Origin of the sequence: Paenibacillus amylolyticus, assembly GCF_036894225.1 — a bacterium.
GTDB classification, from domain to species: Bacteria; Bacillota; Bacilli; order Paenibacillales; family Paenibacillaceae; genus Paenibacillus; species Paenibacillus amylolyticus.
The window spans coordinates 4,271,913-4,288,851 of the sequence record NZ_CP145892.1 but is presented as its reverse complement, the minus strand read 5'-3'; the positions used below and the strand labels follow the sequence as shown (position 1 = coordinate 4,288,851).

Annotated in this window: 21 protein-coding genes; 20 read left to right on the top strand and 1 reads right to left on the bottom strand. The window is 46.5% G+C overall.

Features of this window, described 5'->3' with window-relative positions; translation table 11 throughout:
• Positions 1 to 73 precede the first annotated feature (73 nt).
• From hisC to V6668_RS18900, 14 genes are all read left to right on the top strand, one after another.
• Positions 74 to 1,174: a histidinol-phosphate transaminase gene (gene hisC, locus V6668_RS18965; RefSeq protein ID WP_338706440.1), complete on the top strand. Its 1,101-nt coding sequence runs from the start codon at positions 74 to 76 to the stop codon at positions 1,172 to 1,174.
• A gap of 26 nt (positions 1,175 to 1,200) precedes the next feature.
• Complete coding sequence (locus V6668_RS18960; RefSeq protein ID WP_017687717.1) at positions 1,201 to 2,295, top strand: prephenate dehydrogenase; 1,095 nt, start codon at positions 1,201 to 1,203, stop codon at positions 2,293 to 2,295.
• 726 nt (positions 2,296 to 3,021) lie between these two features.
• Entirely contained in the window at positions 3,022 to 3,615 is a 594-nt protein-coding gene (locus tag V6668_RS18955) for an RNA polymerase sigma factor (protein ID WP_036607662.1), read from the top strand.
• Positions 3,612 to 4,247, top strand: a complete 636-nt coding sequence (locus V6668_RS18950) for an anti-sigma factor family protein (protein WP_036607660.1) — start codon at positions 3,612 to 3,614, stop codon at positions 4,245 to 4,247. The genes V6668_RS18955 and V6668_RS18950 overlap by 4 nt, the downstream gene beginning before the upstream one ends.
• A 43-nt stretch (positions 4,248 to 4,290) precedes the next feature.
• On the top strand, positions 4,291 to 4,890 hold the full coding sequence (locus V6668_RS18945; protein ID WP_076328398.1) for a histidine phosphatase family protein: 600 nt from the start codon (positions 4,291 to 4,293) through the stop codon (positions 4,888 to 4,890).
• Positions 4,891 to 5,124: 234 nt separating this feature from the next.
• Positions 5,125 to 6,243 carry a hypothetical protein gene (locus V6668_RS18940; protein WP_036607656.1) on the top strand — a complete coding sequence of 373 codons (1,119 nt, stop codon included), beginning with the start codon at positions 5,125 to 5,127 and terminating at the stop codon, positions 6,241 to 6,243.
• A gap of 44 nt (positions 6,244 to 6,287) precedes the next feature.
• Complete coding sequence (locus tag V6668_RS18935) at positions 6,288 to 6,794, top strand: gamma carbonic anhydrase family protein (RefSeq protein WP_036607653.1); 507 nt, start codon at positions 6,288 to 6,290, stop codon at positions 6,792 to 6,794.
• A 23-nt stretch (positions 6,795 to 6,817) separates the two neighbouring features.
• A complete protein-coding gene (locus V6668_RS18930) occupies positions 6,818 to 6,997 on the top strand; it encodes an IDEAL domain-containing protein (RefSeq protein WP_017687723.1) in 180 nt (59 codons plus the stop codon).
• 153 nt (positions 6,998 to 7,150) lie between these two features.
• Positions 7,151 to 7,573 carry a DUF2487 family protein gene (locus tag V6668_RS18925; RefSeq protein WP_282320922.1) on the top strand — a complete coding sequence of 141 codons (423 nt, stop codon included), beginning with the start codon at positions 7,151 to 7,153 and terminating at the stop codon, positions 7,571 to 7,573.
• Between the two features lie 192 nt (positions 7,574 to 7,765).
• Positions 7,766 to 8,305 carry a ubiquinol-cytochrome c reductase iron-sulfur subunit gene (locus tag V6668_RS18920; protein WP_036607648.1) on the top strand — a complete coding sequence of 180 codons (540 nt, stop codon included), beginning with the start codon at positions 7,766 to 7,768 and terminating at the stop codon, positions 8,303 to 8,305.
• A 15-nt stretch (positions 8,306 to 8,320) separates the two neighbouring features.
• Positions 8,321 to 8,992: a menaquinol-cytochrome c reductase cytochrome b subunit gene (gene qcrB, locus V6668_RS18915; protein WP_017687726.1), complete on the top strand. Its 672-nt coding sequence runs from the start codon at positions 8,321 to 8,323 to the stop codon at positions 8,990 to 8,992.
• Positions 8,993 to 9,013: 21 nt separating this feature from the next.
• Entirely contained in the window at positions 9,014 to 9,898 is an 885-nt protein-coding gene (locus V6668_RS18910) for a menaquinol-cytochrome c reductase cytochrome b/c subunit (protein ID WP_036607643.1), read from the top strand.
• A gap of 111 nt (positions 9,899 to 10,009) precedes the next feature.
• Complete coding sequence (locus tag V6668_RS18905; RefSeq protein ID WP_338708974.1) at positions 10,010 to 10,636, top strand: DUF1405 domain-containing protein; 627 nt, start codon at positions 10,010 to 10,012, stop codon at positions 10,634 to 10,636.
• A gap of 66 nt (positions 10,637 to 10,702) precedes the next feature.
• Positions 10,703 to 11,572, top strand: coding sequence for a sporulation protein YpjB (locus V6668_RS18900; RefSeq protein WP_338706439.1), 870 nt, complete (start codon positions 10,703 to 10,705; stop codon positions 11,570 to 11,572).
• 125 nt (positions 11,573 to 11,697) lie between these two features.
• On the opposite strand, the gene V6668_RS18895 is transcribed toward V6668_RS18900, so the two are convergent.
• Positions 11,698 to 12,567, bottom strand: coding sequence for a YitT family protein (locus tag V6668_RS18895; protein WP_338706438.1), 870 nt, complete (start codon positions 12,565 to 12,567; stop codon positions 11,698 to 11,700).
• A gap of 171 nt (positions 12,568 to 12,738) precedes the next feature.
• On the opposite strand from V6668_RS18895, the gene V6668_RS18890 reads away from it, so the two are divergent.
• The 6 genes from V6668_RS18890 (at position 12,739) to bshA (ending at position 16,934) form a co-directional block, all read left to right on the top strand.
• Positions 12,739 to 13,068 (top strand): nucleotide pyrophosphohydrolase, encoded by a 330-nt coding sequence (locus tag V6668_RS18890; RefSeq protein ID WP_017687732.1) that lies wholly within the window; start codon positions 12,739 to 12,741, stop codon positions 13,066 to 13,068.
• A 50-nt stretch (positions 13,069 to 13,118) separates the two neighbouring features.
• Positions 13,119 to 13,643 (top strand): tetratricopeptide repeat protein, encoded by a 525-nt coding sequence (locus V6668_RS18885; protein ID WP_017687733.1) that lies wholly within the window; start codon positions 13,119 to 13,121, stop codon positions 13,641 to 13,643.
• A gap of 80 nt (positions 13,644 to 13,723) precedes the next feature.
• Positions 13,724 to 14,527, top strand: a complete 804-nt coding sequence (gene dapB, locus V6668_RS18880) for a 4-hydroxy-tetrahydrodipicolinate reductase (protein ID WP_036607633.1) — start codon at positions 13,724 to 13,726, stop codon at positions 14,525 to 14,527.
• Between the two features lie 11 nt (positions 14,528 to 14,538).
• A complete protein-coding gene (gene mgsA, locus V6668_RS18875; protein WP_017687735.1) occupies positions 14,539 to 14,979 on the top strand; it encodes a methylglyoxal synthase in 441 nt (146 codons plus the stop codon).
• Entirely contained in the window at positions 14,976 to 15,674 is a 699-nt protein-coding gene (gene bshB1, locus V6668_RS18870; RefSeq protein WP_338706437.1) for a bacillithiol biosynthesis deacetylase BshB1, read from the top strand. The genes mgsA and bshB1 overlap by 4 nt, the downstream gene beginning before the upstream one ends.
• Before the next feature lie 99 nt (positions 15,675 to 15,773).
• Positions 15,774 to 16,934, top strand: coding sequence for an N-acetyl-alpha-D-glucosaminyl L-malate synthase BshA (gene bshA / locus V6668_RS18865; protein WP_036672009.1), 1,161 nt, complete (start codon positions 15,774 to 15,776; stop codon positions 16,932 to 16,934).
• The last annotated feature ends 5 nt before the right edge of the window (positions 16,935 to 16,939 follow it).

Here is a 16,939-nt window from a genome sequence, read left to right as displayed (position 1 = left end):
GGACATCTTTTGGACACGTAAGGTGCACGCTGATTCGTGTCTAACATTATTTCAATAACAGGAGGCGGTCGGGTTGAAACCGAAATCCCAGATTGTCAATCTGCCTGTGTACCAGCCGGGCAAACCGATTGAAGAAGTGAAACGTGAACTGGGGCTTGAACAAGTCATCAAGCTGGCCTCCAACGAAAACCCGTACGGCAGTTCTCCTGCCGCCCTGGAAGCCATTACGAGAGAAATGACGAATATAAGCATATACCCAGACGGTAGCTCGGTTGAGCTGACGGGAGTTCTTGCCAAGCATCTTGGCGTTGAACGGAACAACTTAATATTTGGTTGTGGTTCCGATGAGATTATTGCTTTGATCACGAGAGCTTTCTTCTTGCCGGGTGACGAGACCATCATGGCAGATCAAACATTTTCTGTATATAAAAGCAATGCAGATATTGAGGGTGCCGTGTCCATCGAAGTGCCTCTGAAAGATGGCACGCATGATCTGAGCGCGATGCTCGCGCAAATTAACGACAAAACCAAAGCAGTATGGGTGTGTAATCCAAATAATCCGACAGGTACGATCATCTCCGAGCAGGAACTTACAGCCTTTATGGACCGTGTGCCTGCTCATGTGATGGTCATACTGGACGAAGCTTATTATGAATTCGTAACCGATGAAGCATACCCGCAAAGTATACCATTGATCGAACGGTATCCGAACTTGGTCATTCTGCGGACATTCTCCAAAATTTACGGTTTGGCTTCGCTTCGGATCGGATATGGTATTGCACGTCCCGAAATTATTGATTTGATTAACCGTGTACGTGAACCGTTTAACACCTCCCGTTTTGGACAGGTTGCGGCAAAAGCTGCACTACTGGATCAGGATTTTGTTCAAGAGTGCTCGAAGCGGAATGCAACGGATCGGGATTACCTGCAAAATGAATTTACACGGCTCGGGTTGTCGTATTTCCCTTCACAGGGTAATTTCATTATGTTTGACCTGAATATGCCTTCGGCAATTGCGTTCCAATCCTTGCTCAAACAAGGCATTATCGTTCGCTCAGGATTCCACGTATACCCAACTTACATTCGTGTGTCCGTCGGAACATCAGAACAGAACCGTGCATTTGTCACGGCACTGGAGAACACGCTGGCTGAGAAGGCGGTAGCACGCCCTTAATACTGGCGATGAAAGAGTGAGGACCCATGAAACTAAAAATTGCAATGATTGGTGTAGGACTCATCGGCGGTTCACTGGCGCTTTGCTTCAAAGGCAAGCCAGATGTAACCGTGATGGGCTACGCCCACTTGGATGAACTGAAGGACAAGTACATAGCGAGCGGTGTAGTGGATGATGCTACGCTCTCTCTGGAAGAAGCGGTAGAGGATGCCGACTTTATTTTTTTGTGCGTTCCCGTAGGTTTGCTAGAATCCTATTTCGAAAAGCTCTCCAAGCTGCCATTGAAAAAAGGATGTATCATCACGGACGTAGGAAGCACTAAAGCTTCCATTGCCGCTTGTGCCGAGCATGTGCGGTTGACTGACGCTTACTTCATTGGTGGTCATCCTATGGCAGGGTCGGAGCGTGCAGGCGTAGATGCGGCCTCAGCTGTGTTGTTTGAGAATGCATACTATGTCTTAACCCCTTCAGAACATGTACCTGAGGAAGCCTACAGCAGGCTGTCTGAGCTGCTTGCGTATACGCGGGCACAGATCGTGCGTGTGGAGCCTCTGCTGCACGATGACATCGTGGGGGCGATTAGTCATCTGCCACATGTTATTGCTGTTGCGCTTGTGAATCAGGTGCGTGAATATAATGAGTCGAATCCACTGTATAAAATGCTGGCTGCAGGTGGTTTTCGGGATATTACCCGGATTGCGTCCAGTGATGCGATTGTGTGGAGAGATATCTTGCTTAGCAACCGTGATGTACTGCTGGGCTTGCTAAAGGACTGGAATAGCCAGATGACGGCCTTTACGGATATGCTGGAACATAAGAACGGTGAAGGCATAGAGGAGGCATTCCGTCAGGCCCGCGAGTTCCGCAGTATATTACCAGAACGACGCAAAGGCATGATTTCGCCGTTATTTGATCTGTATACTGATGTCCAGGATGCACCGGGTATGATCGGTAAGATCGCAACTGAGCTTGGGGCGAATGATATCAACTTGAGCAACTTGGAGATTATCGAAAACCGGGTGGATGTGCCGGGTATTATGCGTCTGTCTTTCCGTCAGGAAGAAGATATGGAACGAGCCAAGACGTTATTGGATTCCTTAGGCTATCAAGTGTGGATATAAGACGAGAAAGAGGGCGAAAGCCCTCTTTTTTGTGAGGTTATATTGGAGTGGTTATTTGATTTTCAGTCACAGAAAAAAAGGATGTATTATCCTGATTTACCGAAAGATATAATTAATTCAAACAATTTTACTGAAAGTGTTGACAAAATGAAAACGTATACATATAATAAGGGTACAGTATGGTTTCTCTCCACTCCTATCCAATAACTGTATTGCTCCACGTGAGCAATGGCCGCTTATGTAAGCGGTCTTTTTTTTGTCTTAAAAAGTTTTGGGAAAGGCATTGATATGTTAATAATTACACTTGGACTTACATCCTCTATTTACATCTCCCTCCTTAATCTGTTAGGATACCTTAGATCCAATAAATATCACATTTTTGTAACCTTTTCGGTATATCGTCCGTCTATATAAGCAAGGGTTACCAAAAAGGCTCAAAATGAAGTCATGAACGTGAAAATGACCGCATATGAATGACAGGTCGGGTTTTGTGGATGCCAATGGATTTGCCAGGATGATGCAGACCGTTGTACAATAAATACTGTTAATGTAGAAACGTTGGGGAAATTGCCATTACATAGGGGAATTTGGCGGGAAGGCCAGTTATGGCGCTGAACGCTTTTTATATGCGGTGAGAACCGCAACTTTTTTGTGCCTGTTCGGTAATACATGGATAGAGTCGAACGGGGAGAAGCACATGGATGGGCGAGGAGGGGTCGCACTCAAATGACGGATTCCCAGTTGATTCGAGAGATCAAGGAAGGTAACCTGGAGTTATATTCCGAGCTGATGAGTCGTTATCAGCGTAAAATACTGGCTTTCGTATATCATATGTTGAAAAGTTCCAATATGGAGCTGCTTGCGGAAGATCTCTGTTCTGAGACTTTCTATAAGGCGTTCCGCAGTCTGCACTCTTTCCGTGAGGTGGATGCCTCATTCTCAACATGGTTATATACCATTGCGAGAAATACGGTACTGAGTGAGCTTCGCAAACAGCGTAGCGGAAATGTCCCACTTGAAGAGAGCGGGATTGTTCCCGTTGCTCCTTCGGAGAATACACCGGAGTATGCTGTACTACGCAGCGAGCGGGTGATGCTGGTTAGGGATGCGATTAACAATTTGCCGGAGAAGCAGCGTTCTGCGATTATACTCCGTGAGTATGATCAACTAGACTACCAAGAGATTGCGAATATTCTTGGGCAGAGCGTCAGTTCTGTGAAATCGCTATTATTCAGAGCAAGATCAAGCGTAAAAACTCAATTGGAACCTTATTTCTTCGAACCGGTGTACGAGCCATATGAAGGGATGAAGAACCGATGAATTGCAATGAAGCCCAGGAACTGTTTGCACTGGTCTGGGACTTGCCGGAAACTCATCCTCAGCGGATTGCATTTCATGCTCATCTCGCTGGTTGTGAAGAGTGCTCCGAGCAGTTTGAGGTCTGGGAAGAAGCTCAGATCTTGCTGCACAGCATTCCGGTTCCAGTGACAGAACAACAAGCAGAGAGAGTGAACCGTAACGTTATGGACCGGATCTACGCGGAGTCTCCATGGTTACTGCCGGAAGAGGTAAAGGTTAATCGTTTCTCTGCTGTGATCCGCAAGCATATGTCTTTGTGGATTGCCGCGTTCCTGGCTATTTTTTTATGCAGCTTTCTGTATATGGCAATGTTTAAGCCAGATGTATCAGAAGCTGAGCAAACCAAAGTTGTTACTACGGGTATCCTGGAGACAGGGGTTGCCGGAAGCGGACCATCGTCCTCTGGAATGTATCAGTACAACATGACTGGAGCGGACAGAGGAAGTATCATAGAACCTTTTGTTGTGAGCATGGGACCTGCTTATCCGCAGTATTGGATGGCCCTCTCTTTACTTGCAATAGGAATGGCGTTATTTTCTCTTGGACGTATGCATCGAACAACGAATAAACGCAAACAAGGTGCGAGTGCATAGGTAATAACCTTTCGTTCGCCGTGTGGAGAAATGAGGGATGTAAGTGCGAATCGGGCTTATTCGTCACGGTCTTACAGACTGGAATGCGGCGGGCCGTATACAGGGTCAGACGGATATTCCTCTGAATGGAGAAGGTCGTGAACAGGCAGAGCGCCTGGGAAGACGTCTGCTGACGGAAGAATACCAATGGGACTATATCATCACAAGTGGATTATCGCGGGCACAGGAAACAGGGGAGATTATCTCCAAGCTGTTGAATGTACCTTTGCTCAAGCCAGACGCACGGTTGAAAGAAAGGGCTTTTGGTCAGATTGAAGGTCTGACTTCAGAAGAACGGGTTGCCCGTTGGGGCCAAGCCTGGGAGACATTAGACTTGGGACAGGAGCAGATAGCGGATATCCAGATTCGTGCACTGGCGTTTCTGGAAGATCTATGGTCGGCCTATTCTGACCAAAACGTACTCATTGTCACTCACGGAGCTTTCTTAGCCAACCTTTTAACAGCTTTGTTTAAAGATCGGTATACAGAACGGATTGGAAACCTGTCACTGACGATCCTGGAAAAGGAACGTGATGACTGGAGTCCACTGTTATATAATTGCACACGACATCTGTCTTTGGACACAGCGAAACAACCTGAGTAATCCAACTTGGGTTGTTTTTTTTGCGTTTTATGGGGAAATAAAGACTGTATATGATTTCAAACCTCTCATTTTTCTTCTGATTGACCAACTCGGGGCATAGTATGGTTTAAAACATAAAAGATTTCCAAAAAGAGGTTTAGATTATGGGAATTCCGTCAACGATGTTTACAAAACCAAACTATTTCAGGCTCTGAATCAGTAGTCGAAGTAGTTAACGGGCGAGGCGATGGACCCATGAATCTAGCGGATATGCTTACTTTTGCCGATATTGGCCAGCTTAATCGAATAGCAGACTATTACCAATGTGAATGCAAGCCCAATTCCAAACATGAACTCATCCAGAGTATTCTCACTACATTGGGCAGCAGACCCTTTTTTGAGCAGCAGGTACGTCAACTGAATCAAGCAGATCAGCGCTTTTTGAACAACTTGTTGTTTGATCCTCGCCAGTATTATGGTATGGAAGAACTCATTGCCATAGCCCGTCAATCGATGGACAAAAAGGAGAGTGAGGCTGGCGCGAGTCCACGTGATCTCATCGTTCGCTTCAATAAGAGTGGATGGTTGTTCAATGGGACAACGCAGCAGACCAGGTATTTGTATCAGGTACCCCAGGATCTGAAATTAAGATTCAGGGATGTGTTATCCACACATCTGCGAGCAGGGATAACCAAAACAACGGAGCCACCCATGTATCGGGATGAGTATCATCTCTTAGCGGATGATCTCAAGTTGTTCCTGCAGTTTGTCCAGCAACACGAAATTGCCCTTAACGCTGAAGGCATGATGTACCGTCGCTCTCAACAGCAGATTATGGAGCATCTACACATTAGTGAGGAATTGGTGGGCAAAGGTGGATGGAGATTCGGATATGGCCGTTCCTTCAAGGATTACCCGGATCGTTTCGCACTTCTCTACGACTATGCATTTCACCATCGGCTGGTTCGTGAGGAGCAAGGCACGCTGAAGTTATCACCAGCTGGAGAAGACAAGCTGGGAGCTGAGAAAACAGCCGAAATGATACAGCTATTTAGGTTTTGGTTAAGATTGTATAAAGGTGCTATTCCCAATCTGTCCTCTATTGTGTATTGGACAGGCGAATGTGCCCAAGAATGGTCAACCGCCGAGTCGCTGTTTCGTCAGATCGGTCCGTTCATTCAGCCGTTTTACTATGATACGGCCGAGGCCATTTATGATAACAGAATTGTTAAAATGATGTTGCATCTTGGCATGGTCCGTATTGGGGAACATGAGGAAGGCAGGACTATACAAATGACAGCCTGGGGCACACGTCTTGCTGCATCCTGTCGCTCCATCTCAGGAGACATTACGCCTATTATGTTTGACAAGTGAAGGACAAGTTGCTAAAATCACTCCCAAATTAAGGAGTGATAATAATGATAATTCCATACAAAGGTCTACAACCTCAGTTACATCCTTCGGTATATATGGCTGAAGGTGCAAAACTGATCGGTGATTTGAGAATGGGAGAAGAGTCTTCCGTCTGGTTCAATGCAGTCCTGCGGGCTGATTTGGCTCCTATTATCATTGGAAAGCGCTGTAATATTCAAGATAACGTTGTCGGTCATGTCAATACTGATCAACCTTTGATTGTGGGAGATGATGTCTCAGTAGGACATACAGCGATCATTCATGGTTGTTGTATTGGAACAGGATCATTAATCGGCATGGGAGCCATTCTGCTGAATGGAGCCGATATTGGCGAATATACGCTGATTGGAGCCGGTTCTGTTGTTACTGAGAATAGTAAAATTCCGCCCTATACTCTTGCTTTGGGGACACCTGCCAAAGTGATACGTGAGCTGACTGATGCCGATCTGGAGCGGATGTCCAGAACTTCACTGGGTTATGTTACCAAAGGAAAAGAATATAGGAGCTCTTAAATCCGTTTTGGAGGTGCATCCTATTGGATAAAATGAAAGTTACGTATGAAGTCATGTTGGGGCTGGCAGCTGAGATGGTTTGGGACGAAGCGCTTCGCAAACAGCGCAGCGAGAAGCTCTATTTGGAAATCGATAAAGCGTTAGCTACCGGAGACGAAGTAGCTTTCCGGAGTCTGACGGATGAACTGAGGACCATAAACTGATTAGCAAAATAGTTCCTTTCTGAGATAAAAGGGAATGCGCAGATGCGTGTTTCCTTTTTTTGATATGTGTAATTCCGAAATGAATGTCTGGATTTATAAGATATAGTCATATATAATATGGGAATAAAATGGATAGAGAGGGGATATAGGGAATTGAAATTCAGTGAGATGACTCAAGACAGCTGGGCTGAACTGCAACTCTATCTGGATACATGCCTTATTCCATACACAGCTCTTAGCGGTGAGCAGTCGCCAGTTGAAGCTACCGAGGCGTTGGAGCGGCTGAGAGATTTTCTGGATCTGGTCGAAATTCCTTTCAAAGGGAGAATCATGACTTATCCAGCCTTTCATTATGCTAATTCGGAATTGTCAATGACATTAAATTCCTTGTCCGAACAGCTTAAATCCTCAGGATTCAAATATGTGGTTATTATGTCATCGGATGGTCATTTGGATGGCATGGAAATTCCAGCTGCTGATCTGGTTTTGAGTCGGTCCGTCTTAACTCATGAGGTCGGAGAAGAAGGGATTGCGAGATTTATAGGGGAAAAGATACGAGAGTTGTGGAAAAAATAGTTTTTAGCGACAAATGTGACAATTTTACAACAATTTTTTAATAACGCTTACAATTGAACCTTAAAAATGTGTGACAAATTCTTGACGGTGTTCTAGGGCTACTATATGATTATGTATGTTCTAGTAAGTCGTGGAATTTATGAAAATGAAAACGTTTGAGAGAGTTGGCTGAAAAAGGGGGTTGGAGACAGTATGAGCAGTGAGCATGACCACGAAGCTTCATTGAAATTGCCAAGCCGCATGGAGATGTCACGCAGGCAGTTTTTGACGTACACGCTTGGTGGAGCTACAGCCTACATGGCCGCCGGTGCAATCCTTCCTATGGTCCGTTTTGCGGTGGACCCGATTTTGCAACATAAGGGAGAAGGCACCTCTGTCAAAGTAGCTGAAATCAGCAAAATTACGAATGAGCCTCAAGAATTCACCTTTGAACTTAAACAACAGGATGGTTGGTATCTGAGTAATGCATCGTTAGTGGCGTGGATTCGCAAAGACGAGCAGGGTAAAATTTATGCACTCTCACCTATATGTAAACATCTGGGATGTACAGTAGGCTGGAATAGTGACAAGCAATACCCTGACGAGTATCATTGCCCCTGCCATGGCGCGCACTATGACAAGGAAGGGAAGAATCTTGCCGTAGCCCCCAAACCGCTGGATGAGTACGTAGTCAAGGAAGAGCAGGGTTGGGTATATCTGGGCGACATTGTTCCGAACACCCGAGTGAATTAGGAGGCGTGAACGCAGATGTTTAAAAATGTCTATGACTGGATTGACGAGCGTCTTGACATCACGCCAATCTGGCGGGACGTTGCGGATCATGAAGTTCCAGAGCATGTAAATCCGGCTCATCACTTTTCCGCATTCGTGTACTGCTTTGGTGGATTGACGTTCTTTATTACTGTTATTCAGATTCTGTCAGGCATGTTCCTGACCATGTATTATGTACCTGATATTATCAATGCCTACGCTAGTGTGGAGTACCTGCAGACCAAAGTAGCCTTCGGCCAAATTGTTCGCGGCATGCACCACTGGGGAGCCAGTCTGGTTATCGTAATGATGTTCTTACATACGATGCGTGTGTTCTTTACAGGCTCTTACAAGGCACCGCGTGAAATGAACTGGGTTGTTGGCATGCTGATCTTTTTCGTCATGTTGGGCCTGGGGCTGACAGGGTACTTGTTGCCATGGGATAACAAAGCCTATTTTGCAACAAAAGTAACACTGGAGATTGCCAATACGGTTCCTTGGCTGGGACCGATTATTAAAGAATTCCTGCAAGGCGGTACGATTGTTGGTGCACAGACACTAACCCGATTCTTTGCCTTGCACGTATTCTTCCTCCCCGCTGTGCTTCTGGTGCTTCTGGTCGGACACTTTATCATGATCCGCAGACAGGGCATTTCGGGACCACTATAAACTGAGAAGGGAGGAATCGCAATGGCTCACGGACATAAGAAGGATGATGAGGAAAAGGTTATCTTTGTCGGTGATTCACGGGTCCGTAAAGGGGCGGGTTTCATTACCCCTCCTGATTACACGGCGTATCCCGGCAAATCAGAAGCCTTTATCCCCAACTTCCTGCTGAAAGAATGGATGGTTGGTGTCGTTGTATTGGTGGGGATTCTGGTTCTCACGATCTCAGAACCTGCACCTTTAGGCTATCCGGCCAATCCGAGCGCATCCGTAATTCCTATGCCGGACTGGTACTTCCTTTTTCTGTATCAGTACTTGAAGTATCCATACGCATCGGGCGATTACGTTCTGCTCGGGGTACTGGGGGTCAGCGGAGTTGCTTTTGGAGCTTTGCTACTGGCACCATTCCTGGATACAGGCAAGGAGCGGCGTTTCTATAAACGCCCAATTGCTTCATCACTGATGATTTTGTCGGTCATTTCTGTATTCTACCTGACAAATGTAGCGTGGACGCACTACGAGCATGAGTTGGAAGCAAGTGGACAGAAGCCTGAACATATTCAACGTGAAGAAGAAGCGCTTGAGAGGCGTGAACAGGGGCTCCCACCCGTTTCCAATGCACCTGGACAGCAAGAAGAAGTTGCGATCGTGGAACAGGATGATCCTGCAATGGAAACGTACAAGAAGGCTGGATGTATTGGCTGCCATGCGGCTGATATGAAGGGCGCAACTGGACCTTCGCTTCGAGGCATAGGTGACAAGCACAGCCAGGAAGAGATTCTGACCATTATCAAAGAAGGCTACAATGCAATGCAGCCTCAGTATAATAATGCTATTGCTCAAGGTGTTACGGATGAAGAGATTACTCATCTGACCGAATGGCTTGCGAAACAGAAAGCAGAACAGTAAAATCGAAATAACCAATGAAACCTGATCGTTTATGCGGTCAGGTTTTTTTGAAGTGTTTTTTTGGACAGCACTGTATCGTGCACAATATTGATGAAGGAAGGGGCAGGGAATGTGGCTTTATCGTATTTCTGGAGTAGAGAATTTCTAACCAATCGTTATTTCCTGTGGCTATTATTTTGGTGTAATGCGGTAGGAACGGTATACGGATACATCTGGTACGGAGAGCAAATGAAATTGACGCTGGCTGAGCAGCCGGTGTGGCAGATCGTATTTGTGCCGGATAGCCCAACAGCGAGTTTGTTTTTTACTTTAGCGTTGTTATGGGTGTTGTACCCACCGCGGTCCATCATTATCAAACGGATCGGACATTTGATTCAGGCGCTTGCCGTGGTCACATCTGTGAAATATGGCGTGTGGGCGGTGTCCATTATTTTCGCTGGCTGGATGCAAGGTGGTACACAGCACTGGCAAGACTGGATGTTGATTGCTTCGCATAGTGCGATGGCCATAGAAGCTCTAATTTTTGTACGCTTTTTCGGCTTCCGCTGGGCTTCCCTTGTCGTTGCAGGTCTTTGGACGCTGTTGAACGATACGATGGATTATACATATGATATTTACCCTTGGTTACCCGCATCCCTCTATGATCATGTAGATGGTGTGCGTAATTTCACATTCGGACTGACACTGGTAAGCATTCTGTGCGCGTGGCTGGCCTTAAGACAGGCGAAACGAACCTGATATCCGATCTTGAGCTTGTTCTAATGAACTGTCCCCCGCCATACATTGGTGGTGGGAGGGATGTCCATGAAGAGAACGTTTGGGATCAAAACTGGCTTACTGGTGGTATCGTTCATGGCTCTAATGCTGTGGACGAACTTAGCATATCGTGTATCCGCGCAAAGTGAAGCATTGAATTCGAATTCAGATCAGCAAGTGTCCACAAGCAATTCAATTGCACAACTGAATGAGGAAGCAGCTATATTGTATCGTCAGGCGCTCGAGAATAATATTGAAGAAGTGCGAGGAAGCATTCTGCGTATCAGTAAAAGTCTGGAGCATATCTCCTTTGAGGGACAAACAACAGTCGAGGGCATACACGCCTTGTCCGAAACCATAGTTGAAGTGAAACAAGCCGTTGTGAAGGTGAAAAATGACGATGCTTCTCTTCAGCAGTCCTCAGCCAAACTCAGACTTGCAGCAGATAGTCTCGCGAATCCAACCAAGCCTTTATGGCTTCAGTATTATAAAATCGTGAAAAACGATCTGGACGCTTTATCCGCTGCTACAAATCAAGGGCAAACTGCGGCCGTACTGGCAAACCGCTATACCGTTCTGGAGGAGCATTATGAGACGATTCGTCCTGCCGCACTGATTCGCCGTGAACCGTATGAAATTGCTCAGATGGACGCCTGGTTATCTCATACCAAAGGGCTTACCGCTGCCAAGCAACCTGATCTGGCTCAATTAAAGAGCATGGTTGGCCATGGGGAGGAACTGGTGAACAAGTTGTTTGGTCGCGAGAAGGACGAGAGTGCCTTTGTACCGTTTGTACAGGGTCCTGATCGCAGGGCAGCCGGGCTGCTCATTAGTTCGGTCATTGTGGCAACGTTAAGTTACGCCGGATACCGTAAGTATCGTGCGCAGCAACAAGGGATTTTTCCTTTTCGGCGCTAATGGGATATGAACTTGATGGATCCTGGTCTATAAGTGGTATATAAAAAAAGACCTCTTTCCACATGAACAGCCACGCTAACGGCTCTTCATGTAAAAAGAGGTTTTCTTGTAGTTTCTGTGTTATATCAGCTTTCTTTGAAACCTTCGCCATGTACATCGTGAACATCGCTGATGATGACAAAAGCTCTCGGGTCAATGGAACGTACAATGGTCTGCAATCTCCTGAACTCTTGCCTGGAGATCACGCAGTAGGCCATGTGTTTGGCCTGTTTAGAGTACGCGCCAATGGCTGGAATGAGGGTCACGCCCCGATCCATATCCCGTGTGATCTGGTCCGCAATCTCGGGTGCATGGTCACTAATGATCATAAATGCCCGGGCAGAATATGCACCTTCCTGAATAAAGTCGATGACTTTAGAGGCGATGAATACAGCTACAAGCGTATACAGAATTTTTTCTTTGGGGATGTAGATGAGAGAGAGCCCGATAATGACGAAGTCGATGCCCAGTAATACTCGGCCCATACTCCATCCATACTTGCGGTTGAGAATACGGGCAATGATGTCTGAACCGCCCGTCGTTCCGCCCCAACGGAATACAATGCCAAGGCCGGCTCCGAGGGTGACACCTGCATATAGGGCTGCGAGCAGGAGGTCATTCTCGGTATGTAATGGTTCAATCCAGCCCATATGAATCAACTTCTCAAACAACCATAGAAAAACGGTCAGTGCCCCGATTCCGATACCCGTATAGATCATCTGTCTGCCGCCCAAAATTTTGAGCCCAATCAGAAAGAGGGGAACATTCAGAATCAAGGTTGTAAGTGAAGGTGAGATGCCAAAAGCGTAATTAATCAGCACCGTAACCCCGGTGAGGCCACCTTCCATAAGCTGGTTGGGGATAATGAAATAGAGGAGCCCAAAGGCATATAAGGCTGTACCCAGTACGATGGGAAGAACCAGTTTAACTTGTATCCAGGTTTTGGCAGTGCTCATAAGATCCCTCGCTGTAGATAAATTAGAATGAAGAAGCAATCATTCCCATCTAGTATACCTGTTTATTGATTCTTTAAAAATGATTTGTCGCTGATGATGGTGGAAGTGAATCTAAATAACTGATATTATTAGGAACAAATACGACATCATTTCAAAGGAGAATCCGTTCTCATGGAGAAAAGCATCGCAGAAATGCAGCGTGAGGTTGATCAGTATATCTCCCAGTTCAAGGAGGGGTATTTCAGTCCTCTGGCCATGTTGGCCCGGATGTCTGAAGAGGTTGGGGAGCTCGCCAGGGAAGTGAATCATGAATTCGGCGAGAAGCCGAAGAAATCTTCCGAAGCAGCCAATTCCATTGAACTTGAGCTTGGAGATATTTTATTTATCACGATTTGTTTTGCGAACTCACTGGGAATTGATCTGGCTGAGGCGCACGATAAAGTCATGCATAAATTTAACACCCGCGATGCCAATCGGTGGACTCCCAAAAACACCGATTAGGCGTAGATTACATATGCTGTACCATCACCCGATCGGGGAGGGTCAGCTTAATGATGAAACCGGAAGAATATATGCAGCAGGCTTACCGCTGTATATTGCAAAATGATTTTGAGCAGGCGATTCGTTGGTTCGAGTCAGCCATTCACGCTCATCCAAAACATGCGGAGTTATATTATCGCTGTTCCATTACACACGCCCGCAGCAAACATCTGGTTCCAGCGCTTGAATATGCGCGCAAGTCGGTTGAATTGTCGCCAGGAACAGAAGAGTATATTTTGCATCTGCAGACGTTGGAAGCAAAACAATTGACCTCCAGAGCGAAGTTGCTGTTGGAGCAGGCCGGTATTGCAACACAAGAGCGCTATGTGGAAGCGTCTACGCTTCTGCAAGAAGCGGTCAAACTTGATCCGCTCTCAGTGGAAGCTCATGTTATGCTTGCGCTGGCTTACAGTGATTTGAATGAATTTGACTATGCAATTCAGGCGCTGCGTGAGGCAATTTTGCTGGATCCGCAGAATGGGCAACTGCATCAGATGTTACAGGAAATCAAGCAACGTATGAAATCCATCCAATAAGAATTCATTTTGCAAAGATTTCTTTCGAGTTGAAATGGATTCTACGATATGATCCAACATAGTGAGGAGATGCAGTCAATATGAGTGAAGTAATCAGAGTTGCCGTGATCGGAGCGGCTGGCCGTATGGGCCGTGAAGTTGTGAAATTGGTACTTCAGGACCCGGAATTGGAGCTTGCAGCGGCTGTCAACCGCTCCGGAGCAGGCACGGATGCAGGAACCCTTGTTGGTTTGCCAGAGTGTGGGGTGCTGGTGACTGATGATATCGAAATGGCTTTTGCCGAAACAAAACCTCAGGTTATGGTTGATTTTACAGTACCACAATTTGCGTTTGCACATACTGAGATCGCGATCCGTCATGGAGTCAGACCTGTCATGGGTGTTACTGGCTTCACGCCGGAGCAGATCGAACAGTTGGACAAGCAGTGCCAGGACAAAGGAATTGGAGGGCTTATTGCCCCTAACTTCTCGATTGGTGCCATTTTGATGATGCGATTCGCAGCACAGGCTGCCAAACATATGCCAAATGTGGAGATCATCGAATATCACGGAGATCAGAAGCTGGATGCTCCTTCAGGAACTGCGATCAAAACAGCAGAACTGATTGCTGCCAATCGGGAAGAACTTCGTCAAGGTAATCCGAATGAAGAAGAAACGATTGAAGGATCACGCGGCGGGTATTACAATGGCTTCCGAATTCACAGTGTACGATTGCCTGGTGTATTCGCGCAGCAGGAAGTTGTTTTCGGAGATTATGGACAGTCACTTAAAATTCGGCATGACTCCTACGAGCGCGCAGGTTATATGCCTGGTGTTAAGATTGGTGTGCAAAAGGTTATGGAGTATACAGGAATGATCTACGGATTTGACCACTTTATCGACTAAAGGAGATTGTCATGTTGAAAATAGCATTTATCGCCCATGATCGTAAAAAAGAAGAGATGGTTAACTTCGTGACGGCATATGAGCCTGTTTTTACGGACCATCAATTATATTCTACAGGAACAACAGGCCTTCGTATTATGGAAGGAACGTCGCTGAAGATTCATCGATTCGAATCAGGCCCATTGGGCGGAGATCAACAGATTGGAGCTTTGGTTGCGCAAAATGAGATGGATCTGATTATTTTCCTGCGCGATCCACTGATGGCACAACCTCACGAGCCGGATATTAATGCGTTGCTACGTCTTTGTGATGTGCAGGGTATTCCACTTGCCACCAATATCGCAACCGCTGAGATTCTGGTCAAGGCTCTGGATCGTGGCGATTTTGCCTGGAGAGAGCTGGTACATAAATACAAGCCGGAGGCTGGATTGAATTCGGGTGATTCCGAATGAGTCTGGATATTCTCATCTTTGGAGCACATGCAGACGATGCGGAGATTGGTATGGGTGGAACGATTGCCAAACATACCGCTGCCGGCTTGAAAGTAGGCGTGTGTGATCTGACTCGTGCTGAGATGTCTTCCAACGGAACAGTAGAGCGCAGAACCGAGGAAGCGGAGCAAGCCTCCCGCGTCCTCGGTCTTTCGTGTCGAACGAATCTGGGGCTTCCTGATCGTGGCTTATATCTTACGCCTGAACATGTACAGGCGGTGACGGCTGAGATACGGCGTCATGCCCCTCGGATGGTGTTTGCTCCGTATTGGGAAGATCGTCATCCGGATCATGTCAATTGCAGTAAGCTTGTGCAGGAGGCTGTATTTAACGCCAAGCTTCGCAACTACTTGCCGGACATGCCTGCCGTGCAGGTGAAGGAACTTTATTTTTACTTTATTAATGACATCGGGCCTACGGATTTGATTGTTGATATTACGGAACACTATGAGCAAAAAGAAGCATCATTGCTCTCTTATCGTTCCCAATTCGAACTGGGAGACGGAGCGGTCTCAACGCCATTGAATCAAGGGTATATTGATCGTGTAAGAGCCCGCGATTCCTTGCTCGGACAACGCAGTCTCATCCCGTTTGCAGAAGGTTTTGCTACAATTACACCTTACGTGGTTCATCAATTTGGCCCGGGTGCCCAATAAGCGATTTCACATTTTACGTTTAATGAAACGAAGGGTTTCATTATTCCATTGCATTATATCAACCTGCATGAAGCGGGAGATCAAAGGAGCGTCCACAGGATGGATAAAAAGCTAAAAATCGGCATCACCTGTTATCCGTCCCTCGGCGGGTCTGGCGTTGTCGCAACGGAACTGGGCAAATTACTTGCCGAACAGGGGCATCAGGTTCATTTTATTGCCAACAGTATCCCGTTCAGACTGGGTACGTTCCAGAAAAATATTTTTTATCACGAAGTTGAAGTAAATGATTATTATGTTTTCCGTTACCCTCCGTATGACCTGTCACTGGCAACAAAGATGGCTCAGGTGGCTAAGTCACAGCAGCTGGATCTGCTGCATGTTCATTATGCCGTGCCACACGCAGTATGTGCCTTTCTGGCGAAACAAATGGTAGGGGACGGCCTTAAAGTGGTTACCACGTTACATGGAACGGATATTACGGTTCTGGCTCAGGATGAATCTCTGAAGGATCTGATCCGTCTAGCCATTAATGAAAGTGACGCAGTTACTGCCGTATCACAAGATTTGATTCGAGAAACGGTCGAATTGCTGGATATTCAGCGTCCAATCGATCTAACCTATAATTTTATTGACAAACGAATATATTATCCGCGGGATGCTGCCAGTCTGCGAAGAGACTTTGCTACGCCTGACGAAAAAATATTAATGCACATCTCCAATTTCCGACCGGTGAAAAGAACTCAGGATGTGGTAGAGGTCTTCCGTCAGGTACAGGAGCAGGTTCCTGCCAAACTGTTATTTGTTGGTGAAGGACCTGATTTGCCGAAGATGCAATGGAAGATTAATGATCTCGGCTTGAATGATAAAGTTCATTTCCTTGGCAAACAGGATGACATTGCTCAGGTCATCTCCATGGCGGACGTGTTGATGCTTCCATCGGAGAAGGAAAGTTTCGGACTTGTGGCGCTCGAAGCAATGGCTTGTGGCGTACCCACGATCGGTTCACAGGCCGGAGGAATTCCGGAACTGGTCTTACATGGTAAGACGGGTTATTTATCCGCGATCGGGGATACACAATCCATGGCCGAGAACACCATCCGTTTATTGACGGACGATCGTTTGGCTGCTGAGTTCAGGGAAGCATGTCTTCAGCGCGCGCATCACGACTTTTGCAATGATGCTATTCGGCATGAATATGAACAGATATATTACCGGGTGTTGGGAAGGGAAGTTCCGAATCTGAAGCCGGTTTGCGGTTAATCATT